Raw genomic sequence first — 21,460 nt, forward strand, 5'->3', positions numbered from 1 at the left:
TCCCGGGAATCCCAGCATTCGCCCCGCTGTGGCTCCGTGGCCGCGCTTTGATAATATCGCTGCGGCTGCGCTTGGCGCGGGGGCAAGCGCGCGATACAAGCCGCGCAGCGACAACATGTGTATTGCATGACTAAAACAGTTGTGCGACAGGGTGACCCGATGGAAATGACCGGAATCGATTCAGCTCGCTTCGAGACGATGCGCCACGCGATGGTGGCGAGCCAGCTGCGCACCAACGCGGTGAGCGATCCGCGCATCGTGACGGCGATGGCCCGGGTCCCGCGCGAGGCATTCCTGCCGGCCGAAGTGCGCGCGATCGCCTATCGCGATACCGCCGTTCCGCTGGGCCATGGCCGATATCAGAATGTGCCGATCGCCACTGGTCGGTTGCTCACTGAAGCCTATCTGCTGCCGGCGGACCGCGTGCTGCTGATCGGCGCCGCCGGTGGATACACCGCCGCGGTGCTGGCCGAATTGGTCGCGCATGTCGTCGCGGTGGAAAGCGACCCGTCGCTCGCCGCCCAGGCGCGTGAAGCGCTGGCCGCCGAAACCAATGTCACGCTGATCGAAGGCCCGCTCGATGCCGGGCACCAGAGCGGGGCGCCCTATGACGTGCTGGTGATCGACGGCGCCGTCGATCACGTGCCCGAAGCGTTGATTGCCCAGCTTGCCGCCGGCGGCCGTGTAGTGACCGGGATCGCCGACGGCGCCGTTACCCGGCTCGCCTCGGGCCGCAAATCGGGTGGCGGCTTCGGGCTGCTCGATTTCGCCGATATCGATTGTGTTCCGCTGCCGGGGTTTTCCCGGCCCAAGACCTTCACCTTCTGAAAGATGCCGCGAATCATGCGACGGACCCATTTGCTAGCCGGTGTTGCGGTGATGCTGACAACGACGGCACCGGTGGCAGCGGAGACGCTGCGCGGTGCGTTGGTGAAGGCTTATAATACCAACCCGACGCTCGCGGCGGAGCGCGCCAATGTCCGCGCCATTGACGAGAATGTGCCGATCGCACGCTCCTCGGGGCTGCCGGGCGTCAACCTGACCAGCGGCTATACCGAGAATGTGCTCGATTCCGCGCCGAGCATCACCTCGCCCGATCGCCAGCTCACGGCGGCGACCACGCTTACGGTGCCGGTGTTCAGTGGCGGCGCCGTCCGCAATTCGGTGCGCGCCGCCGAGACCCGCGTCGATGCGGGCCAGCTCGGCCTGCGCGGCACGGAGGCGAACCTCTTCACCAACGTCGTCGGCGCGTACATGGACGTGATCCGCGATGAAGCGATCGTCTCGCTCAACGAGCAGAATGTGAAGGTCCTCGACGTCAATCTGCAGGCATCGAAGGATCGCTTCCAGGTCGGCGACCTGACCCGCACTGACGTCGCCCAGTCCGACGCTCGCCTCGCGGTCGCGCGCAGCCAGCTGCAATCGGCCCAGGCACGGCTGATCTCCAGCCGGGAAAGCTATATCCGCCTGGTCGGCACGCCCCCGGGCGAGCTGGAGGTTCCGCCGGAACTGCCCAATCTGCCCGCCAGCCCGGATTCCGCGGTCGATGTCGCGCTGAAGAACAATCCAACCCTGCTCGCCGCGCAGAAATCGCGCGAGGCGGCCGGTTTCGACATCAATGTTGCGCGCGCCAATCGGCTGCCGCGGGTCAACGTCAATATCGGCGGCAATTACTATAATTACCTCGATTCGGTCGGCAGCGTGGTCGGCCTGCCCAATGCCGGAACGGCCGGCACGGTCGGCGTCGGCGTGACGGTACCGCTGTTCCAGGGCGGTCGCCCGGCGGCGCAGATCCGCCAGGCGCAGGAGCGCCGCGCCCAGGCCAACGAGCAGGTGACGGAAACCGAGCGCGGCGTGATCTCGCAGGCCCGCTCCGCCTACGCCGTCTGGCGATCCTCGCTTGAGGTGATCGCGTCGTCCGAAGTCGCGGTGAACGCCAACAAGCTGTCGCTGGAGGGCGTCCGCGCCGAGAACAGCGTCGGCAACCGCACCATCCTCGACATCCTGAATGCCGAGCAGGAACTGCTCAACTCGCAGGTCACGCTCGTGACGGCGCGGCGCGACGCCTATGTCGCCGGTTTCGCGCTGCTCGCGGCGATGGGCGATGCCGAGGCGAAGGATCTCGGGCTCGAAGGCGGTCCGCTCTATGATCCGGTCGCCCACTACAAGAGCGTGCGCGGCAAGATCTGGGATTACGGCTCGCAGCCGGACCCGGCTTCGACCAGCACCAGCACCGCGAATACGCCCGCCCAGGGCTCGGTCGTCACGCGTCCGCTCGATCCGATCCTCGACGCCCCCGTATATCCCGCAGTTGACACAGGGACGCCGAATCCCGCAGGTGGCGTCAAGTAAGGGCCGCTGACGAGCGGTCTTCGGTCACGGGGTTCGTTCGATGGGGGATATCAGCGCTGAACCTTCGATGGAGGACATCCTCTCATCGATCAAACGCATCATCGCCGAAGAGGGCGAGAGCGCGACGGCAAGTCGTACCCGCCGCACCACGGCGCGGACGGTTGCGCCCAGGATCGACCCTGGTTCGTTCGGACATGACGAGATCCTGGAGCTCAGCGACCCGGTAAGGTTCGCCGAGGATGAAGAGGAAGAGGCAAGCATGGCTGCCGAGGAACCCGCCGTCCATTCGCCCCCCGCCCGTTCGCCGGTCGTGCCAGCTTCGATGGCACCTCCCCCCAAGACACCCACCACAGCGGCGCCTGTCGCCCCCCCGGCAGATCCGATCCTCTCGCCCCGCGCGGCCGAGGCGAGCCGCGGTTCGCTCGACACCCTGTCGCGCATGATCGTGAAGCCGGAGGTTCAGGGCAGCGACACGCTCGAGGCGATGGTGCGCGAGATGCTCCGCCCGATGTTGCGCGACTGGCTCGACGCCAATCTGCCGGCCATGGTCGAGACGATGGTCTCGCGCGAAATCGCCCGGATCACCGGCGCACGCTAACCGGATTTCGCGCCCGCCCTGATTGCGGGCGGCGCGGCCTTCTGCTCTATCGTCGGGCATGAAAATGCTCCTATCCGCGAGTGTCCTCGCGCTCACCGCCGCCGCTGTGCCCGCTCATGCCCGCCAGCTCACCATCGACGACGTCACCATGCTCTCGCGCGTCGGCTCGCCCACCGTGTCGAAGGACGGCCACTGGCTCGTCTGGCAGCAGCGCGAGACCGATCTCGCAGCCGATCGCGGCCGGTTCGACCTGTGGCGGCTGGACCTGACCAAAAAGGGCGCCGTGCCCGAACAGCTCGTCGCTGAGCCCGACGTCAACGAAACCAGCCCGCAATTCTCGCCCGATGGCACTTCCGTCTATTTCCAGTCCGACAAGAATGATGCCGATGCCGTGTGGGTCGTCGCAGTGGCCGGCGGTACCGCGAAGAAAGTAACCAGCTTCACCGGCGGCTTCAGCGGCTTCAAGGTCGCCCCGACCGGCGACAAGCTGCTCGTCTGGGCCGATCGCCGCCCCGGCGCGCCGAGCCTCGAGCCGGCGATGGTCAAGAAGGACCCGAACGCCGGCGCCGGCCGCACCTATGACCAGCTCTTCGTGCGCCATTGGGATAGCTGGGCCGACGGCACGCGCTCGCAGCTCTTCGTCCTGCCGCTGACCGCTGAGGGCGCCACTGGCAACGGCGTCGCGATCGAAGGCGGACTCGTCGGCGACACCCCGTCAAAGCCGATGGGCGGCGGCGAGGAAGTCGACTGGTCGGCCGACGGCAAGACGGTGTTCTTCGCCTTGCGCGAAGCTGGCCGGATCGAGGCTACCTCGACCAATCTCGACATCTTCTCGGCACCGGCGGACGGCTCCGCCGCGCCGACCAACCTGACGCCCGACAATGACGGCATGGAGAATCTCCCGACCGCATCGCCCGATGGCAAGTGGCTGGCATACTTCTCTATGACGCGCCCGACCTACGAAGCCGATCGCCAGGTGCTGATGTTGCGCGATCTCGCAACGGGCCAGGTCCGCGCGCTGACCGAAGCCTGGGACAGGTCGGTCGCCTCGATCGCCTGGGCCGCGAACGGCAAGACCATTTACGTCACCGCCGACGATACCCAGGAAACCCCGGCCTTCGCGGTCGACGCAGCCAGCGGGAAGGTCACGCGGCTGACTCAGGAAGGGCATGTCTCCTCACTCAACGTCACGCCCAAGGGGCTGGTGCTGGCGATGAACAGCCTGACCGCGCCCGACGATTTCTACCTGCTCGCGGGCAAGAAGACCGCGCGGCTCACTTCGGTAAACGCGGCGAAGCTGGCGGATATCGAGATGCCGACCGTCACCCGCTTCAGCTTCGCCGGGGCGAACAACGACACCGTCTGGGGCTATGCGGTGAAGCCCGCCGGCCTCGCCGAGGGCGCCAAGGTGCCCGTCGCCTATATGGTCCATGGCGGCCCGCAAGGGTCGAGCAACAACAGCTGGTCCTATCGCTGGAACCCCGCGGTGTTCGCCGGTGCCGGCTACGGCCTGGTCGCGGTCGATTTCCACGGATCGACCGGCTACGGCCAGGCCTTCAGCGACGCGATCCGCGACAATTGGGGCGGCTGGCCGCTCGAGGATCTGCAAAAAGGCCTCGCCGCCGCGACGACCAAATTCACCTGGCTCTATGGCGACAATGCCTGCGCGCTCGGCGCGTCCTATGGCGGCTATATGATGAACTGGTTCGAGGGCAAATGGCCCGACCGGTTCAAGTGCATCGTCCAGCATGACGGCGTGTTCGACGCTCGCGCCATGGCCTACGAGACCGAGGAACTCTGGTTCGACGAATGGGAACATGGCGGCAAGACCTATTATGAGGATCCCGCTGCGTTCGAGAAATGGAACCCGGTCAACTTCGTCGACAAATGGAAGACCCCCATGCTCGTCATCACCGGCGAGAAGGACTTCCGCATTCCCTACACGCAAGGGCTGGCCGCCTTCACCGCGCTCCAGCGCCGCGACATCCCGTCGCGCCTGCTGGTCAACCCGAATGAGAATCACTGGGTGCTCAAGCCGAAGAACAGCCGCCAATGGTATCGCGAGGTGCTCGGCTGGATGGACAAGTGGACGGGGAAGAAGGCCGAGTAAGGGGCTTTTCCCGGCAGCGCCGCGAGCCTAGATTGGCATTGAGGAGTTCCAGATGACCGAAGCCAGGAAAACGCGCCCGAGCGACCTTCCCACCAAGCGGGTCGTCGCATCCGACGGATCGGTCATTCAGATGAAGGTCGTGCAGGCGGAAAGCCCCACCCTTGGGGCCGATCTGCTGGCGGCCTTCCGCTCCAATGTGCGGCGAATCAGGGAAGACCGGCGGGACCGTCAGCGTGCCGCTCAAAACCCCTCGTAAGCCCGACCGCCCGGTTCTCTGGATCGTCGCCGGACCGAACGGTAGCGGCAAGAGCTCCTTCTACAATCGAACTGACATCGAAGGCTGGGGCGGCTCGGTCTGGATCATCAATCCGGATCTGCTGACCCAGCAGATCGTCGAGCAGGAAGCCCTGCTCCTCGATCACGCGAATCTGGCTGCGGTCCAGCGCATCCAGCAATGGCTTGAGGCGTCGATCGAAACCTATCAGACGATCGGCGTGGAGACCGTCTTGTCGTCGCCGAAATATCGCGATCTGGTGCTGAAAGCGCAATCGCGGCGCTTCCGCGTCAAGATGATCTATGTGCTGCTCCGATCGGCGGAATTGCAGATCGAACGGGTCAGGATACGAGTCTCCGAAGGCGGCCACGATGTCCCAGTCGCCAAGATCGTTGACCGGCGCCAACGCTCGTTCAATGAGCTGGCCTGGTTCGTGGGGCATGTCGACGATTGCTATATCTTCGACAACTCCACCGGTGATCCGGCGCTGCTAGCGGCCCGCATATCCTGCGGGCCGCTATGGCAGTTCGCCGCTTTCCCCGATGATCTCATGGCCTCGCTGGCAAGCGCGGAAATCGATATCCTGCCGGCGGAGCAATAGGATTTGGCAATTGGAACGATGGCTGGCTAAAGCCCCCCATCATGACCGAGCTCCCGAAAACCTTCGACCCCGCCGAAATCGAATCCCGCTGGTATGCGCACTGGGAGGAGGAGGGCCTGTTCCACCCCGATCGCCCGGGCGCCGAGCCCTGGACGATCGTCAATCCGCCGCCGAACGTGACGGGCAACCTGCACATCGGCCATGCGCTCGACAACACGCTGCAGGACATCCTCGTCCGCCATGCCCGGCTGAAGGGCAAGGATGCGTTATGGGTGGTCGGCACCGACCATGCCGGCATCGCCACCCAGATGGTGGTCGAGCGCAACATGGCGCTCCTCCAGCAGAAGCGCACAGACCTCACTCGCGAGGCATTCATCGCCAAGGTGTGGGAATGGAAGGCCGAGAGCGGCGGGATCATCACCCAGCAGCTCCGCCGCCTCGGCTGCTCGATGGACTGGGCGAACGAGCGCTTCACCATGGACGAAGGCTTCAGCAAGGCCGTGCTGAAGGTGTTCGTCGACCTGTACAATCAGGGCCTGCTCTACCGCGACAAGCGGCTGGTCAACTGGGATCCGGGCCTCGGCACAGCCATCTCGGATCTCGAGGTCGAGACGCGCGAGATCAACGGCCAGTTCTGGCATTTGCGCTATCCGCTCGAGGACGGCGCCCAAGGAGAAGAGGGGGGCTTCATCTCGGTCGCGACGACCCGCCCGGAGACGATGCTCGCTGACATGGCGGTCGCGGTGAACCCGGCCGACGAGCGCTACACCGCGCTGATCGGCAAGAATGTCCGCCTGCCGATCACCGGTCGCCTGATCCCGATCGTCGCTGACGAGCATGCCAATCCGGAACTTGGTTCGGGCGCCGTGAAGATCACACCCGGCCACGACTTCAACGATTTCGAAGTGGGCAAGCGCGCCGGGTTCAAGCCAGCCGACATGCTCAACATGCTCGATGCCAAGGCGCAGGTCTCCCAGACCGCCGACGAGCTCATCCCGGACGACCTGATCGGCCTGTCCACCGCGGAGGCCCGCAAGCGGGTCGTCGCGCTGCTCGACGAGGCGGGATTGCTCGAACGGGTCGAGGACCGGGTGATTCAGACCCCATTCGGCGACCGCTCCGGCGCGGTGATCGAGCCCTGGCTGACCGATCAATGGTATGTCGACGCCGAAACCCTCGCAAAGCCCGCAATCGAGGCAGTGAAGACTGGCGCGGTCAAGGTCGTCCCGAAAACCTGGGAAAAGACCTATTTCAACTGGATGGAGAACATCCAGCCCTGGTGCGTGTCGCGCCAGCTCTGGTGGGGCCACCGCATTCCGGCATGGTTCGGCCCGGACGGCAAGATCTTCGTGGCGGAAGATCCGGGCACTTTGGCGCCCGCCATCGCTGCCCATTACAACGGCCCAACCAGCGTCTTGTTCGTCGACGACGCCGCGGCTGCGGATGAGATCGCCGCGGAACGCGCCGGTGAAGTGGCGTCTGGCGATCTGGTCTGTCTGTATCAGGACAGCGACGTGCTCGACACGTGGTTCTCCTCGGCACTCTGGCCCTTCGCCACGATGGGCTGGCCCGAGGACGGCAACCCGACGCTCCACGGCCGCTACCCCAATGACGTGCTGATCTCCGGCTTCGACATCCTGTTCTTCTGGGATGCGCGCATGATGATGCAGGGCATGCACTTCATGAAGGACGTGCCGTTCCGCACGCTCTATCTGCACGGACTGGTCCGCGCGGCGGACGGGCAGAAGATGTCCAAGTCCAAGGGCAACACGGTCGATCCGCTCGGCCTGATCGACACATACGGCGCCGACGCGCTGCGCTTCTTCATGGCGGCGATGGAAAGCCAGGGCCGCGACATCAAGATGGATGAGGAGCGGGTAAAGGGCTATCGCAACTTCGCGACCAAGCTCTGGAACGCCGCGCGCTTCTGCCAGTCCAACGGCATCGGCGCGAGCACCACGCTGGAAGCGCCTGAGGCAAACCTTGCGGTCAACCGCTGGATCATCGCCGAGACAATTCAGACGGTGCAGGCGGTCGATCTCGCGCTGGCCGATTACCGGTTCGATGGGGCCGCGAACGCGATTTATCAGTTTGCGTGGAGCCGGTTCTGCGACTGGTATCTGGAGTTGATCAAGCCGGTTCTCAGCCCCACGTTGCAAAGTGACGGCCTGACGTACCTGACCGATTCTCCTCAGGTCGAGGAAACGCGCAAGGTCGCGGGTTGGGTACTCGATCAGATGCTGGTCCTGCTCCACCCGTTCATGCCGTTCATCACGGAGGAGCTGTGGCACGCCCTGGGCCAGCGCGACTCCGATCTGATCGTCGCGAAATGGCCGATGGCCGATGCGCGCGCGATCGATCCGGAAGCGAGTAAGGAGATCGACTGGCTGATCCGGCTGGTCGGTGAGGTTCGCGCGGCGCGGAACGAGCTGAACATCTCGCCCGGCGCGCGTATGACCTTCCATATCCGCGACGCCGACGCCTCGACCCTTGCACGGCTGGACCGCCAGGCCCCGGCCATCGCGCGGCTCGCCCGCATCGACCGCGCCGCAGGCGAAGCGCCGGCAGGCGGAGCGGTGCAGGTCGTGATCGACGAAGCGACCTTCGTCCTTCCGCTTGAAGGCGTGATCGATCTCGACGCCGAACGCGCACGCCTGACCAAGGCGATCGAAGCCGTGGTCAAGAACCGTGACATGCTCGCCGCGAAGTTGGCCAACGTCAATTTCGTGGAAAAGGGCAATCCGGACGCGGTCGAGAAGAGCCGAACGGATCACGCCGAGAAATCCGCCGAGGCCGAACGCCTCACGGCCGCCCTCGCGCGGCTTGGCTAACCTCTTCCCCTCCCTGCAAGGGAGGGGCTAGGGGTGGGTCAGAAAAAGTCGGGGTCGATCCCCGGCTTTTTCTTTCTGTCCCGTGCGAGACGCGCGCTCGCACCCACCCCCGACCCCTCCCTTGCAGGGAGGGAAGTGAGAGAAGCGATGGCGCCACCACTCTCCCGTCCAGGCCAGCGCGACCTCACCACGGGGCCGATCGCCGCGACCCTGCTTGCCTTCGCACTGCCGACGCTCGGATCGAACATCCTCCAGTCGCTCAACGGGTCGATCAACTCGATCTGGGTCGGGCGCTTCCTCGGCGAAAGCGCTCTCGCCGCGACGTCGAACGCCAACATCATCATGTTCCTGATGTTCTCCGCCGTGTTCGGTTTCGGCATGGCGGCGACGATCCTGATCGGCCAGTCGGTGGGGCGCAACGATATCGAGTCCGCACGCCGCGCTTTTGGCTCGACCGTCGGTCTCGTGGTTGGCGCCGCCATCCTCATTTCGGTCCTCGGCTGGCTGTTCACGCCGCAGATCCTGCGCCTGCTCGCCACCCCGGGCGAGGCGCAGAACATGGCGCGCGACTATCTCCGCGTGATCTTCCTCGGCCTGCCGTTCTCGATGCTGGGCGTGCTGATCCAGATGAGCCTGCGCGGCACCGGCGATTCGCTGACGCCCCTGTGGTTCATGCTGCTCAGCGTGGCGATCGACAGCAGCTTCAACCCGCTGCTGATCGAGGGTATCGGCCCATTCCCGCGCATGGGCATTGCCGGCTCGGCCACCGCGACGCTGCTGGCCGGCATCGTCTCCTCGGCCGGGCTGCTCATCTATGTCTATTGGCGCGATCTCCCGATCCGCCTGCGCGGCGCTGAGCTGCGCTACCTCATCCCCGAAGCGGCACTGGTCAGGACGATCGTCGCCAAGGGCCTGCCGATGGGCGCGCAGATGCTGGTGATGTCGACCGCCGGCCTCACCATGGTCGGCCTGGTCAACCGGCTCGGCGTCGATACCGCCGCCGCCTATGCCGTGTCGCAGCAGCTCTGGACCTATATTCAGATGCCCGCGATGGCGATCGGCGTCGCGGTCAGCAGCATGGCGGCACAGAATATCGGTGCGGGCAAATGGGAACGGGTGAACGCGATCACCCGGGCTGGTATCATCTACAACACTGTCATCACGCTGGTGGTGATCGTTGCGATCATCCTGTTCGACCGGGAAGTGATGGCGCTGTTCGTCGGCAGCGAAAGCCCGGCGATCCCGATCGCACGGCACATTCAGCTCATCGCGAGTTGGACCTTCGTGATGTTCGGCGCGACGATGGTGCTGTTCTCGACGGTGCGCGCCAATGGAGCGACGATGGCGCCGCTGATCATCCTCGCGATTGCCTTCTATCCCATCCGGATCGGCTTCGCGCTGATCGGCCCGCGCTTCATCGGGCAGGATGCCCTGTGGTATTCCTTCCCGCTCGGCTCGCTCGTCTCGCTGTCGCTCGCCATCCTCTATTACCGCAGCGGCCATTGGCGCGATCAGGTGCTGATCGTACCGCCCGAGCCGGCAGTGGCCGAGGAACATGCCCATGCTGACGGCGAACCGGCCGGGCGGCAGCACCCGACCGGCTGAGCGCGCTATCGTTCGATCGCGAAGGTAACCGTCAGGCGGGCGCTGGTCTCCACCGGTCTGGGTGACACGTCGATCACGATCGGCGGGACCATCGCCATGGCAGGCGACTGCATCGCGTCCATCATGACTCCACCGGACATGCCGCGCTCGCTCCCATCGTCCACGGAAACGATCCCGCCGAGCCTCGCGCCTGAGGCCGTGGCGATCGCCTGAGCCTTGGCGCGAGCATTCTCCATCGCCCTGGCAATCGCGCGGTTCGAAGCGGTCGAATCGTCCCGCAGGCTGAAATCGACGATCCGTGCCTGGCTTGCTCCCAGCCGCCCGGCGAGTCCGACAGCAGTACCGGCGTCCTTGACCGAGTTCATGATGACCGAGGTTTCGATCTGCGCCATTCGCCCGACCACGGTACAGTCCTTCTTGCCGGTCCGGGCAGGGACGCCGCCCGCGAAGTCATCGGCCGTCACCAACATCGTATCGGCCATCGACTCGAGGGTGTCGGCAATCGTCTCTGGATCGTCTGACATCATCGCGAAGCGGTCGCCATTGTCGCACTCGCCGGCATAGGCCTCGCGGATCGATACGGCGCCGGTTCGCACCTCGACCTTGGGGTCGAGCGACCGCAAGCCCGAGATCACGGCCTTCTGTCGAGCCGCCAGCGCGGCAGAGGCAGCATCGGCGGTCTTGCCCTCGCCCCGGATGGAAACAGACAGGGTGGCCTTATCGGGAGCGCTTTCCACACTGGCTGTCGCTGAAACGGTGATCGTAGCCGGCTTCGTGTCCCGCCCGGTCTGGGCCAGCACCGGGCTCGGGGCCAGTGCCACGATCATGAGCGCTTTGGCGATACGCATCCCGGTCTCCCACCATTGTTAAATGTTATATCGTTACCTTGATATCGATAAGCGACACCCACGTAAAGTCGTTGCACTTGCACGCTGACGGCTGATCCAGCACAAGCCCCGCATGTCCGCCCAATACCCCGCGCTCCGCCTCCGCCGCACCCGCGCTTCCGCATGGAGCCGGCGCATGCACGCCGAGACCGTGCTCACGCCCGCCGACCTGATCTGGCCGCTGTTCATCGCCGAAGGACAGGGCGTGGAGGAACCGATCCCGAGCCTGCCCGGCGTGTCGCGCTGGTCGGTCGACGGCATCGTCGCACGGGCAAAGGAAGCGCGCGATCTCGGCATTCCGTGCCTGGCGCTGTTCCCCAATACCCAGCCCGATCGCCGGTCCGATCGCGGCGAGGAAGCGCTCAACCCCGACAACCTCATGTGCCGCGCGATCCGTGCGCTGAAGGATGCGGTGCCCGAGATCGGCGTGCTCACCGATGTCGCGCTCGATCCCTATACCAGCCACGGCCATGACGGGCTGCTCGACGAGACGGGCTATGTGCTCAACGACGAGACCGCCGAGGTCCTGGTCGGCCAGGCGCTCAACCAGGCGGCGGCGGGCGCCGATATCATCGCGCCCAGCGACATGATGGACGGCCGTGTCGGCCTGATCCGCGCAGCGCTCGAAGGCGATGGCCGCACCAACGTCCAGATCATGGCCTATTCGGCCAAGTACGCCAGTGGCTTCTACGGCCCGTTCCGTGATGCGGTCGGCTCGCGCGGCCTGCTCAAGGGCGACAAGAAGACTTATCAGATGGACTCGGCCAATGCCGAGGAAGCGCTGCGCGAGGTCGCGCTCGACCTGGCCGAGGGCGCGGACAGCGTGATGGTCAAACCCGGGCTGCCCTATCTCGACATCATCCTGCGCGTGAAGAGCGAGTTCCAGGTGCCGGTCTTCGCCTATCAGGTGTCCGGGGAGTACGCGATGATCGAGGCGGCAGTCGCAGCCGGCGCCGCCGAGCGCGACGCTGTGGTGCTGGAGACGCTGATGGCGTTCAAACGCGCCGGCTGCTCTGGTGTGCTGACCTATCATGCGGCGCATGCTGCGAGGCTACTCGCGAAGTGATCGGGACCGAACGCCTGATCCTGCGACCTTGGGAGGATCGCGATCGTGCTGCGCTCCGTGCGCACTGCGAGGACCCGGAGGTCATGCGCTTCCTGCTGCCGGTCGTCGATGATGCGGCATTCGAAGTGATGCTCGGCCGGCTCAAGTCCTGGCTCGACGAGTACGGCTTCACTTTCTGGGTCCTCGAACGCCGCAGCGACGGCGTGGTGCTGGGCATGTGCGGGCTGAAGCCCGGCGCACCCGACACGCCGATCGAGAACAAGGTCGAGATCGGCTGGCGGCTCGCCAGGGATCATTGGGGCCACGGCTATGCCCGCGAGGCGGCACAGGCGGCGCTCGACTGGGCCTGGGCCAATCTCGACACGCCGGAAGTGGTGGCGATCACGGTGGGGGCGAACGGTGCGAGCTGGGGCCTGATGGAAAGGCTCGGCATGACCCGCGACAGCGAAAACGACTTCGATCACCCACTCGTGGCGGAGGGCGATCCGCTCCGCCGACATATCCTCTATCGCATCGCGCGGCCCGCCTGATGGCGCGCCTTTCCGTGCCGGCGAGCTTTGCCCGGCCTCTGTTCGTGGTGACGATCCTGGCGGGATCCTTCCTGCTGTTCCTCGTCCAGCCGATGGTTGCGCGCATGGCACTGCCCCGGCTCGGCGGTGCGCCGGCCGTGTGGAACTCGGCGATGCTGGTCTATCAGGCGCTGCTGCTCGGCGGCTACGCTTACGCGCATGCGCTCGGCCGGGTGACGCCGCGGCTTCAGGCGGCGATCCATCTTGCCGTGCTGCTGGTCGCCGCGCTCTGGCTGCCGATCGGCCTGATGTCGACTCAACTTCCCGCCAATGCGCAGCCCGCCATCTGGGTGCCATGGCTGCTCGGCGCGTCGATCGGGCCGCTGTTCTTTGCCATCTCGGCCCAGGCGCCGTTGCTGCAGCGCTGGTTCAGCGTGTCGAGCAAGGGGCAGGACCCCTATGCCCTCTATGCCGCCTCCAATTTCGGCAGCTTTGCCGGGTTGATCGCCTATCCGATCTTCGTCGAGCCGGGCCTCGCGCTGCATGGTCAGAGCCGGCTCTGGACCTTCGGCTATATCCTGGTCGGCCTGCTTGTCGCGGTCTGCGCGATGACCCTTCCCAGGATGAAGATGCAGATCGTCGAGGGGCCGGTCGCGGAAAGCCCGGCACCGAGCCGCAAGCGTGTCGCGCACTGGATCGCTTTGGCCTTCGTGCCGTCGGGCCTGATGCTGGCGACCTCGACCTACATCACCACTGACGTCGTCGCGATGCCGCTGCTGTGGGTGTTGCCGCTCGGGCTTTATCTGCTCAGCTTCACGGTCGCCTTCGCGACCAGGCGCGGCCCGGCGGATATGCTCACGCGGCTTGCCCCCATCGTCATCCTGCTGATCGGCGGGGTGCTGGTCGGCGGATTGCAGGGCAAGCCATGGCTCAACGCCGCGCTCGCTCTTGTCCTGCTGTTCCTGGCGTCGGTCGCACTCCACACCGCGATGTACCGGCTCCGCCCGGAGGCCGACCGCCTGACCGGCTTTTATCTCGCCATGTCGGTCGGCGGCGTGCTGGGCGGCGTGTTCGCGGCGCTGATCGCGCCGTTGGTGTTCGACTGGACTTATGAATATCCGCTGCTGGTGCTCGCTGCCGGCGTGCTGGCACCGCAGAGCTTCCTGATCCCCGAAATCGGCATGCTCTGGGACAGGACGGCGCAGTACCGGCGGATCATCACCACCGCCGTCGCCCTGTTGATGTGGATATTGATCCTTGTGGTGATGAACAGTCCGGGTGCCGGATCGGACGATTCGGGGCCGATCCAGGGCGTGGTGTTCGTCGTGATGGTCGCGGTCGGCGTCTTCACCGTCGGTGCGCGCGGGGCGTTCGTGTGCGCGCTGGCGGGGGCGCTGATCGTGTTCGGCGGGTACCGCTCGATCCTGCTCTCGTTCGAGCCCGGCGCGCGAACCCGCAGCTATTTCGGCGTCTACACGATTCGCGGCAATCAGGAGGTGCGCCAGCTCCAGCACGGCACCACCGTCCACGGCACCCAGTTGCTCGGCAGCGTCGAGCGCGAGCGCAAGCCGACCGCTTATTATGTCACCGGCTCCGGCGTGGGCCAGGCGATGCAGGCTGTGCCCGCGCTGTTCGGCGACCATGCCCGGATCGGCGTCGTCGGCCTCGGGGCGGGAACGCTCGCCTGTTACGCCCAGCCCGGTCAGAGCTGGCGTTTCTACGAAATCGACCCCGCAGTAGTGCATATCGCGCGCGATACGGGCCAGTTCACCTTCCTGAAGAACTGCCTGCCCAATCCGAAGATCGAGGTGGGCGATGCCCGGCTCAACCTCGCGACCGAGGCGAGTGGGTCGCTCGACCTGCTGACGCTCGACGCCTTCTCGTCCGACGCGGTGCCGATGCACCTGATGACGCGCGAGGCGTTCGAGACCTATGGCCGGGTGCTGTCGCATGACGGCGTGCTGCTCTTCCACATTTCCAACAAGTTCCTCGATCTGGAACCCGTGGTGTCGGCCGCGGCAAGGGCGGGCGGGTGGAGCGCGGCGAAGCTGCTCTATTTCCCCGGGCCGAATGTGGAACAGCCCCGCGCCGTATCCTTCTGGGTCGCGCTCTCGCACGATCCGGCGACGATCGACGCACTGAAGGCGCGCGATGCGACATGGCAGCCGCTGAACAGCTATCCCGAGTTCACGCCCTGGACCGACGATTATTCGACGATCGTCCCGCTGGTGAAGCTGTTCCGCAAGCCATAACGGCGCCTCGATTCAAGTTGGAGCCGGGAGATCGCAGGGAGAGACCGGACGGGCATCAGCATTGCTCCGTTCGGTTCTTTCTCATGGTCGATTGCACAAGCGTTTCGCGCCTGTCTAACAGCGGAAAATTCCTCTGCTTTTTCCCCTGTTATGCGTAATTTTTCCGCTGTTATGCATAACAGGGAAAGCGTGACTCAAGTTGCTGGAATCAATCCGATAATCTTCCCGCAAAATCCAACATAACAGCGGAAGAAAAAAATGGGTCCTGCTGTCGCCTAAGATTCACGCCGCCGCGGTCGTCAGGCTTCGGGCAGCATCGCCTGGATGGCGGCGATTCGCGCCGATTGTGCCTGAAGCTGGGTATTGGCCTCGGTTCGCAGCGTCTCGATCCCGGGATAGTCCGGCTGGCCGGCGGTGGCGCGTTCGATCGCCAGGTCCTCGATATCGGTCACCGCCGCTGAGGTGTTGGCGCGGTAACCGTCAAGCTCGGCCAGTGCTGATTGGGCGGTGATCCACCCTTCGCTGCCTGCTGGCTGACCCTTGGCCGCGACCGCGGCTTGTTCGGCACGCTCGGCGGCCGGGGTGAAGGCAGCGACCGATTCGCTCAGGGCCGCCTTCAGCGTCGCGAGCTTTGTGTCGAGCGCGGGGTCGGCCGCCACCGGAGTGGGCGGTGGCGATTCGGGCTCGGCGACGCTCGTCGCCTCGATCGGTCGTGGCAGCAGCGAGGGATAGCGGCCGGTCGACTGCTCGGCGCAGCCGCAGAGCAAGGCGAGGCAGGTGAGGGGGAGGGCGCGTTTCATGCCGCTTCGCTCTATGCGGCAAATAAGAGGTGCGCAACGCACGCAACGCACTTGCGCCCCGCGAAAGACGCCTCTATGTGCCCACTTCCCAAGCGCCCGTAGCTCAGCTGGATAGAGCATCAGACTACGAATCTGAGGGTCGGACGTTCGAATCGTTCCGGGCGCGCCATTTTCCAAAAATCAGCTTTTCCCTTCGGGGTCCCCTTCGTCGGCACGCCGGCTAGAAGGGCGACGGGAAGATCAGCGTCACCGCGACATAGGCGCTCGCCGCCAGCAGGAATATGCCGCCGATCAGCCATGTTTTCAGATCGGCCGACACCGGCACCGGCTCGAGCACGGACTGCCCGGGTCTTGCCGGGTCGTAATGGACCCTGATGCGGGCACCGGCGCGATAGGGCGCGACGGCAGCGCGAATCATCGCTTCGTTGGAGGATTTGAGACGCGCCCCGACGCGGAGGCGATCACCGGTGAAGCGCCGCCCGGCGGCGTGATAGGCGTAGCGGACGCGCGCTTCGTAATCGTCGTCATCGTCGGTGCCGGAGGTCACGATCACCTCGACCGAGACTATCTCGCCGGTGACGGAGGCCCAGTCCTTCACCCGCTCGGCGGCGCGCGTGCGGCGATGCCAGGCAAGGACCGCATAACCGGTGCACAGGCTGCCGCCGGCGATCATGGCGGCCAGGGCGGCGATGTTCGATGGGCTGAACGGCTCGGCGGACAAATCCCGTCTCCGGCAATCATGCTGTCGCGCGGAGTGTACGGCCCAAGACGTTGCGAAGTCGTGACGCGCTCTTTCAGTCGGCGGCGACCGGGACGAAGGCCAGAGTGAACACGGCGCCACCCTCGGCGTGGTTGCCGGCACGCACGCCGACCTGCATCGCATCGGCGAATCCCTTCACGATGGCGAGGCCGAGCCCGCTGCCGCCTTCGCGGTCGCTGCCCGTGCCGCGCGTGAAGACCTGGAACAGGTCGCGGTCAGGCGCCGTCAGCCCGGGCCCGTCGTCCCGAATCGCAATCGTCACGGCATCAGCGGTCCGCCGCCCCTCGATCGTGATCGTGCCGGTTGCGCCGCCATGCTGGGCCGAATTGACCAGCAGGTTGATCAGGATGTGATGCAGCAGCGTGGCATCCGCCCGGACCAGCGGCAGATTCGCCGGGACCTGGAAGTCGATATGTTTGCCGCGCAGCAGGTCCTTCAGGTCGTGGATCGCGCCGCTGACTGCGTCGGTCAGGTCGATCGGCTCGATCGACAGCTTCAGCGCGCCGGTATCGAGCCGCACCATGTCGAGCAGATTATCGAGGAAGCGCCGCAGCCGCTGCATCTCGGCCCGGGCGACCGGGATCGCCGCCGAATCGGGGTGTTCGGCGGCCACGGTCTCGATCGCCGTCGTCACCGCCGTCAGCGGCGTGCGCAGGTCATGGCCGATCGAGGAAAGCAAAGCGGCGCGCAACCGGTCGCGCTCCTTCAGCACGGACAGCTCGCGCATCTCGTCGTCGAGGCGCAGCCGCTCATGCGCCAGCGAGGCCTGCCCAACCAGTGTCGACAGCAGCACCGCACGATCCGACGGCACCGGGTCGCTCCCGTCGTTGCGGGCGACGCCCAGCACCGCCAGCACGCCCATCGAGGTCTTGAGCGGATGGAACTGCCAGTCCGAGGCATTGAGCGTCACCGTGCCGTACCCGGCGGTCTCGCCGCGCTTGAACGCCCAGTCGGCGGCGGCGACGTCGATCGGGGTCAGGTCGCTCGCGGGCGGTGCCGCCGCGACGATCGCCGGCTGGCCGTCGCGCTCCGCCAGCAGCACGGCGTTCACGTCGAGCAGCCGCGAGACCTCGACACATACTGTGTCGGCGGTCGACTGGGCATCCGACACCCGCGTCAGTGCCTGAGCAAAGGCAGCGAGGGCGGCATTTTCATGCGCGCTGCGCACCCCGATCGCGGCGCGCGAGCGCATGCCGCCGGTCAGCCGGCTGGTGAAGGCCGCGATGCCGATCAGCACCAGCACGGTCAGCACGCTTTGCGGCTCGGTGATGGTGAAGGAGTAGAGCGGTGGCAGGAAGAAGAAGTTGAAGGCAAGCGCGGCCAGGACGCCTGCCGCGAGGCCCGGCCTCAACCCGTAACGGCTGGCCGCCGCGACGACGGGCAGCAGGTAGATCAGGTCTATGGCGCCGGTGCCGATCCACGGCTCGACCAGCTTGGCGAGCAGGGTAGTCGCAGTCACGAATCCGATGACCGCCGCATAGACTGTCGGCTTGGCATCCCAGCGAAAACCCTGCCCAACCTTTCGCGACGGTGCGGACACATCGGCCGGGATGACATGGATCGCCAGCCCCTCGACGTTGCGCAGCAGCTTCTCGACCACTGAGCCATGACGTAGTTCGAACCACCAGCTCCGCCGGGACTTACCGATCACCAGCTGAGTCGCACGCATGCCTTCGACCTGGGCCTGCAGGCCGTCGATGACGCTTTCGGCCGGCACCGTCGCGATGGTCGCGCCCAGGCTCGCGGCGAGGCGCAGGGTGGCGGCGATCCGCGCCTTCTCCTCGGTACCGAAGCCCTCCGCGCGCGGCGTCTCGATATAGACGGCGGTCCAGGGCGCGCGCAGGGCATCGGCCAGGCGTTTGGTGGTGCGCACCAGCGCTTCGGCGCCCGGCAGCTCGCTGACTGCCACCAGCACCCGCTCACCGGCGGCAAAGGCGCCCGGCAGGGCGCTCGCGTCGAGATGCTCGAGCATCTGCCGGTCGACGCTCATCGCCGCACGCCGCAGCGCCATCTCGCGCAGCGCCGACAAATTGGCCTTGGAGAAGAAATGCCCGAGCGCGCGCGTCGCTTCGGCCGGGATATAGACCTTGCCGTCCTTCAGCCGCTCGATCAGCTCGTCGGGAGGGATATCCACGACTTCGATCTCGGCATCCTCAAGCACGCTGTCGGGCACCGTCTCGCGCACGCGGACCCTGGTGAAGCTGGCGACCAGATCGTTGAGGCTCTCGACATGCTGGATGTTGACCGTCGAGAACACATCGATCCCGGCGTCGAGCAGTTCCTGGATGTCCTGCCAGCGCTTGGGATGCCGGCTGCCCTCGACATTGCTGTGGGCAAGCTCGTCGACCAGCACCAACGCCGGACGGCGGGCGAGGATTGCGTCCAGGTCCATCTCGGTCATCGCCTGGCCGCGATAATCGATGGTGCGGCGGGGGATCACCTCGAAGGGCGCGACCAGCGCTTCGGTCTCGGCCCGGCCATGCGTCTCTACCACGCCGACGACCACATCCGTGCCGCCGCGCAGCCGGGCAGCGCCCTCGCTCAGCATCTCATAGGTCTTTCCGACGCCCGGGGCCGCCCCAAGGAAGATCTTGAGCTGCCCACGCGCCTCCCGCTCCGCAGCGCGGAGCAGGGCGTCGGGCGAGGGGCGTTTGTCGGTCAATCCGGTCTTCCGCTGGTGCCCGCAGACTATGAGGGCGCCCACCAGGAAACGCCACGCCTGCGCGCCAATCTATATGCGAACTTAATGCGATCGCGCCCCTTCGCCGTCGCACCTTAACGCACCGCGCGCCTATCTGCGCTTCCGACCCGGCCACACCGCGCCGGCCGATCGGAGGCATAGCTCCATGACCGATATCCTGTGGCTCGGCGCGCTCGCCGGGCTGTTCGCGTTGACGCTCGCCTATATTCGCCTGTGCGACGAGGCGTGAGGCGATGACGCTCCATCTCACCCTGGCCGCGATCACCGCTGCCGCTCTCCTCCTCTACCTCGTGGCCGTGCTCCTGCGGCCCGAGCGATTCTGATCGGTATCGTCATGGATATTCAGGGCTGGGGGCTGATCGCCCTCTTCGTCATCATCCTCGTCGCGCTGGCCAAGCCGATGGGCATGTGGCTGTTCGCGCTCTACGAGGGCCGCCGCACGCCGCTCCATTATGTCTTCGGGCCGGTGGAGAAGGGCTTCTACAAGCTCGGCGGGATCGACCCCAACGCCGAGCAGAGCTGGCGCCGCTACGCGGTGCACATGATCGCGTTCAACCTCGCGCTCCTGCTGCTCACCTATTTCGTGGTCCGCTTCCAGGACCTGCTGCCGATGAACCCGCGGGGCTATCCGGGCATCGCGCCCGACGGCGCGTGGAACATCGCGATCAGCTTCACTACCAACACCAACTGGCAATGGTATTCGGGCGAGGTGGCTCTCTCGAACTTCAGCCAGATGTTCGGGCTGGTGATCCATAACTTCCTGAGCGCCGCCACCGGCATCGCGCTGGCCTTCGCGCTGTTCCGCGGCTTCGCGCGGCGTGAATCCAAGGCGATCGGCAATTTCTGGGCGGACGTCACACGCGTCACGCTCTACCTGCTGCTGCCGATCTCGATCGTCTATGCCGTCTATCTGATCTGGAGCGGCGTGCCCCAGACTTTCGCCCAGTCGATCGACGCGACCACGCTGGAAGGCGTGAAGCAGACCATCGCGCTCGGCCCGGTCGCTTCGCAGGAAGCGATCAAGATGCTCGGCACCAATGGCGGCGGCTTCTTCAACGCCAACTCGGCGCACCCGTTCGAGAACCCGACCGCGATGACCAATCTCGTCCAGATGCTCTCGATCTTCCTGATCGGCGTCGGGCTCACCTGGACCTTCGGCAAAGCCGTCGGCAACACCCGCCAGGGCTGGGCGATCCTCGCCGCGATGCTGATCATCTTCGTTGCCGGCACTGGCGTCGCCTATTGGCAGGAAACGGCGGGCAACCCCGTGCTGCACTCACTCCATGTCGCCGGCGGCAATATGGAGGGCAAGGAAGTCCGCTTCGGCATCGCCGCCTCGGCGCTGTTCGCCAGCGTCACCACGGCCGCCTCGTGCGGCGCGGTCAACGCCATGCACGACAGCTTTACGGCGCTCGGCGGCATGATCCCGATGATCAACATGGAGCTGGGCGAGATCGTGGTCGGCGGCGTCGGTGCCGGCATCTACGGCTTCCTGCTCTTCGCCATCCTCGCGGTGTTCGTTGCCGGGCTGATGGTCGGCCGCACGCCCGAATATGTCGGCAAGAAGATCGAGGGCCGCGAAGTGAAGTTCGCCGTGCTGGCCATCGCCGTGCTGCCGCTGCTCATCCTGGGCGGCACGATGATTGCCTCGGTGATGCCCTCCGGTCTGGCTGGTCCGCTTAACAAGGGCCCGCACGGCTTCTCGGAGATTCTCTACGCCTTCAGCTCGGCGGTCGCGAACAATGGCTCCGCCTTTGCCGGCCTGACCGCGGGCACGCCCTTCTACAATGCGCTGCTGGGCATCTGCATGTGGGGTGGAAGGTTCTTCATGATCGTGCCGATGCTCGCGATCGCCGGCAGCCTCGCAGCCAAGAAGTACACGCCGCCGTCCTCGGGCTCCTTCCCGACGACCGGACCGCTCTGGGTGGGGCTGCTCATCGGCGTCATCCTGATCATGGGCGGCCTGACCTTCCTGCCGTCGCTCGCTTTGGGTCCTATCGCGGACCATCTCGCGATGATCAGCGGGCACCTCTCATGAGCCGATCGCTTAAACTCCCTCTCCCTGTGGGAGAGGGAAGGAGCCGCGAAGCGGCGGGAGGGTGAGGGTGATTACA

Annotated in this window: 17 protein-coding genes and 1 tRNA gene; 14 read left to right on the forward strand and 4 right to left on the reverse strand. The window is 65.8% G+C overall.

The window, feature by feature from the left end; all coding sequences use genetic code 11:
* Window positions 1-159: 159 nt before the first annotated feature.
* The 8 genes from WC729_RS13200 (at window position 160) to WC729_RS13235 (ending at window position 10,371) form a co-directional block, all read left to right on the forward strand.
* The gene (locus WC729_RS13200) at window positions 160-828 is read left to right on the forward strand and encodes a protein-L-isoaspartate O-methyltransferase (RefSeq protein WP_372853448.1); all 669 of its coding nucleotides are present in this window, start codon (window positions 160-162) and stop codon (window positions 826-828) included.
* A 51-nt stretch (window positions 829-879) separates the two neighbouring features.
* On the forward strand, window positions 880-2,352 hold the full coding sequence (locus tag WC729_RS13205; protein WP_372853450.1) for a TolC family outer membrane protein: 1,473 nt from the start codon (window positions 880-882) through the stop codon (window positions 2,350-2,352).
* A 40-nt stretch (window positions 2,353-2,392) separates the two neighbouring features.
* Window positions 2,393-2,950: a DUF2497 domain-containing protein gene (locus WC729_RS13210; RefSeq protein WP_372853452.1), complete on the forward strand. Its 558-nt coding sequence runs from the start codon at window positions 2,393-2,395 to the stop codon at window positions 2,948-2,950.
* 58 nt (window positions 2,951-3,008) lie between these two features.
* On the forward strand, window positions 3,009-5,060 hold the full coding sequence (locus tag WC729_RS13215; RefSeq protein WP_372853454.1) for a prolyl oligopeptidase family serine peptidase: 2,052 nt from the start codon (window positions 3,009-3,011) through the stop codon (window positions 5,058-5,060).
* A 52-nt stretch (window positions 5,061-5,112) separates the two neighbouring features.
* Window positions 5,113-5,316 carry a hypothetical protein gene (locus WC729_RS13220; RefSeq protein WP_372853456.1) on the forward strand — a complete coding sequence of 68 codons (204 nt, stop codon included), beginning with the start codon at window positions 5,113-5,115 and terminating at the stop codon, window positions 5,314-5,316.
* Window positions 5,294-5,935 (forward strand): zeta toxin family protein, encoded by a 642-nt coding sequence (locus WC729_RS13225; RefSeq protein ID WP_372853458.1) that lies wholly within the window; start codon window positions 5,294-5,296, stop codon window positions 5,933-5,935. Before WC729_RS13220 ends, WC729_RS13225 begins: the two co-directional genes overlap by 23 nt.
* 41 nt (window positions 5,936-5,976) lie before the next feature.
* Complete coding sequence (locus WC729_RS13230) at window positions 5,977-8,766, forward strand: valine--tRNA ligase (protein ID WP_372853460.1); 2,790 nt, start codon at window positions 5,977-5,979, stop codon at window positions 8,764-8,766.
* 147 nt (window positions 8,767-8,913) lie between these two features.
* The gene (locus WC729_RS13235; protein ID WP_372853462.1) at window positions 8,914-10,371 is read left to right on the forward strand and encodes an MATE family efflux transporter; all 1,458 of its coding nucleotides are present in this window, start codon (window positions 8,914-8,916) and stop codon (window positions 10,369-10,371) included.
* Between the two features lie 5 nt (window positions 10,372-10,376).
* On the opposite strand, the gene WC729_RS13240 is transcribed toward WC729_RS13235, so the two are convergent.
* Entirely contained in the window at window positions 10,377-11,219 is an 843-nt protein-coding gene (locus WC729_RS13240) for an SIMPL domain-containing protein (protein ID WP_372853464.1), read from the reverse strand.
* A gap of 112 nt (window positions 11,220-11,331) precedes the next feature.
* Between WC729_RS13240 and hemB the strand changes: the two genes are divergently transcribed.
* Genes hemB through WC729_RS13255 form a run of 3 tightly spaced genes read left to right on the forward strand, consistent with a single transcriptional unit; the run spans window position 11,332 to window position 15,085 of the window.
* On the forward strand, window positions 11,332-12,324 hold the full coding sequence (gene hemB, locus WC729_RS13245; RefSeq protein WP_372853466.1) for a porphobilinogen synthase: 993 nt from the start codon (window positions 11,332-11,334) through the stop codon (window positions 12,322-12,324).
* Window positions 12,321-12,854 carry a GNAT family N-acetyltransferase gene (locus WC729_RS13250; protein ID WP_372853468.1) on the forward strand — a complete coding sequence of 178 codons (534 nt, stop codon included), beginning with the start codon at window positions 12,321-12,323 and terminating at the stop codon, window positions 12,852-12,854. The genes hemB and WC729_RS13250 overlap by 4 nt, the downstream gene beginning before the upstream one ends.
* Window positions 12,854-15,085, forward strand: coding sequence for a spermidine synthase (locus WC729_RS13255; RefSeq protein WP_372853470.1), 2,232 nt, complete (start codon window positions 12,854-12,856; stop codon window positions 15,083-15,085). Before WC729_RS13250 ends, WC729_RS13255 begins: the two co-directional genes overlap by 1 nt.
* Window positions 15,086-15,384: 299 nt before the next feature.
* On the opposite strand, the gene WC729_RS13260 is transcribed toward WC729_RS13255, so the two are convergent.
* On the reverse strand, window positions 15,385-15,885 hold the full coding sequence (locus WC729_RS13260; RefSeq protein WP_372853472.1) for a hypothetical protein: 501 nt from the start codon (window positions 15,883-15,885) through the stop codon (window positions 15,385-15,387).
* Window positions 15,886-15,977: 92 nt separating this feature from the next.
* On the opposite strand from WC729_RS13260, the gene WC729_RS13265 reads away from it, so the two are divergent.
* Window positions 15,978-16,054, forward strand: a tRNA-Arg gene (locus WC729_RS13265).
* Window positions 16,055-16,105: 51 nt separating this feature from the next.
* Here WC729_RS13265 and WC729_RS13270 read toward each other — a convergent pair.
* Both WC729_RS13270 and WC729_RS13275 read right to left on the reverse strand, forming a co-directional pair.
* Entirely contained in the window at window positions 16,106-16,606 is a 501-nt protein-coding gene (locus WC729_RS13270) for a DUF3592 domain-containing protein (RefSeq protein ID WP_372853474.1), read from the reverse strand.
* A gap of 73 nt (window positions 16,607-16,679) precedes the next feature.
* The gene (locus WC729_RS13275; RefSeq protein WP_372853476.1) at window positions 16,680-19,307 is read right to left on the reverse strand and encodes a DUF4118 domain-containing protein; all 2,628 of its coding nucleotides are present in this window, start codon (window positions 19,305-19,307) and stop codon (window positions 16,680-16,682) included.
* 272 nt (window positions 19,308-19,579) lie between these two features.
* On the opposite strand from WC729_RS13275, the gene kdpF reads away from it, so the two are divergent.
* Together kdpF and kdpA are read left to right on the forward strand one after the other, a co-directional pair.
* Entirely contained in the window at window positions 19,580-19,669 is a 90-nt protein-coding gene (gene kdpF, locus WC729_RS13280; RefSeq protein WP_272626678.1) for a K(+)-transporting ATPase subunit F, read from the forward strand.
* An 11-nt stretch (window positions 19,670-19,680) separates the two neighbouring features.
* Window positions 19,681-21,384, forward strand: a complete 1,704-nt coding sequence (gene kdpA / locus WC729_RS13285; RefSeq protein ID WP_372853479.1) for a potassium-transporting ATPase subunit KdpA — start codon at window positions 19,681-19,683, stop codon at window positions 21,382-21,384.
* The last annotated feature ends 76 nt before the right edge of the window (window positions 21,385-21,460 follow it).

It is taken from the genome of Sphingomonas sp. (genome assembly GCF_041661825.1).
Classification (GTDB): Bacteria; Pseudomonadota; Alphaproteobacteria; order Sphingomonadales; family Sphingomonadaceae; genus Sphingomonas.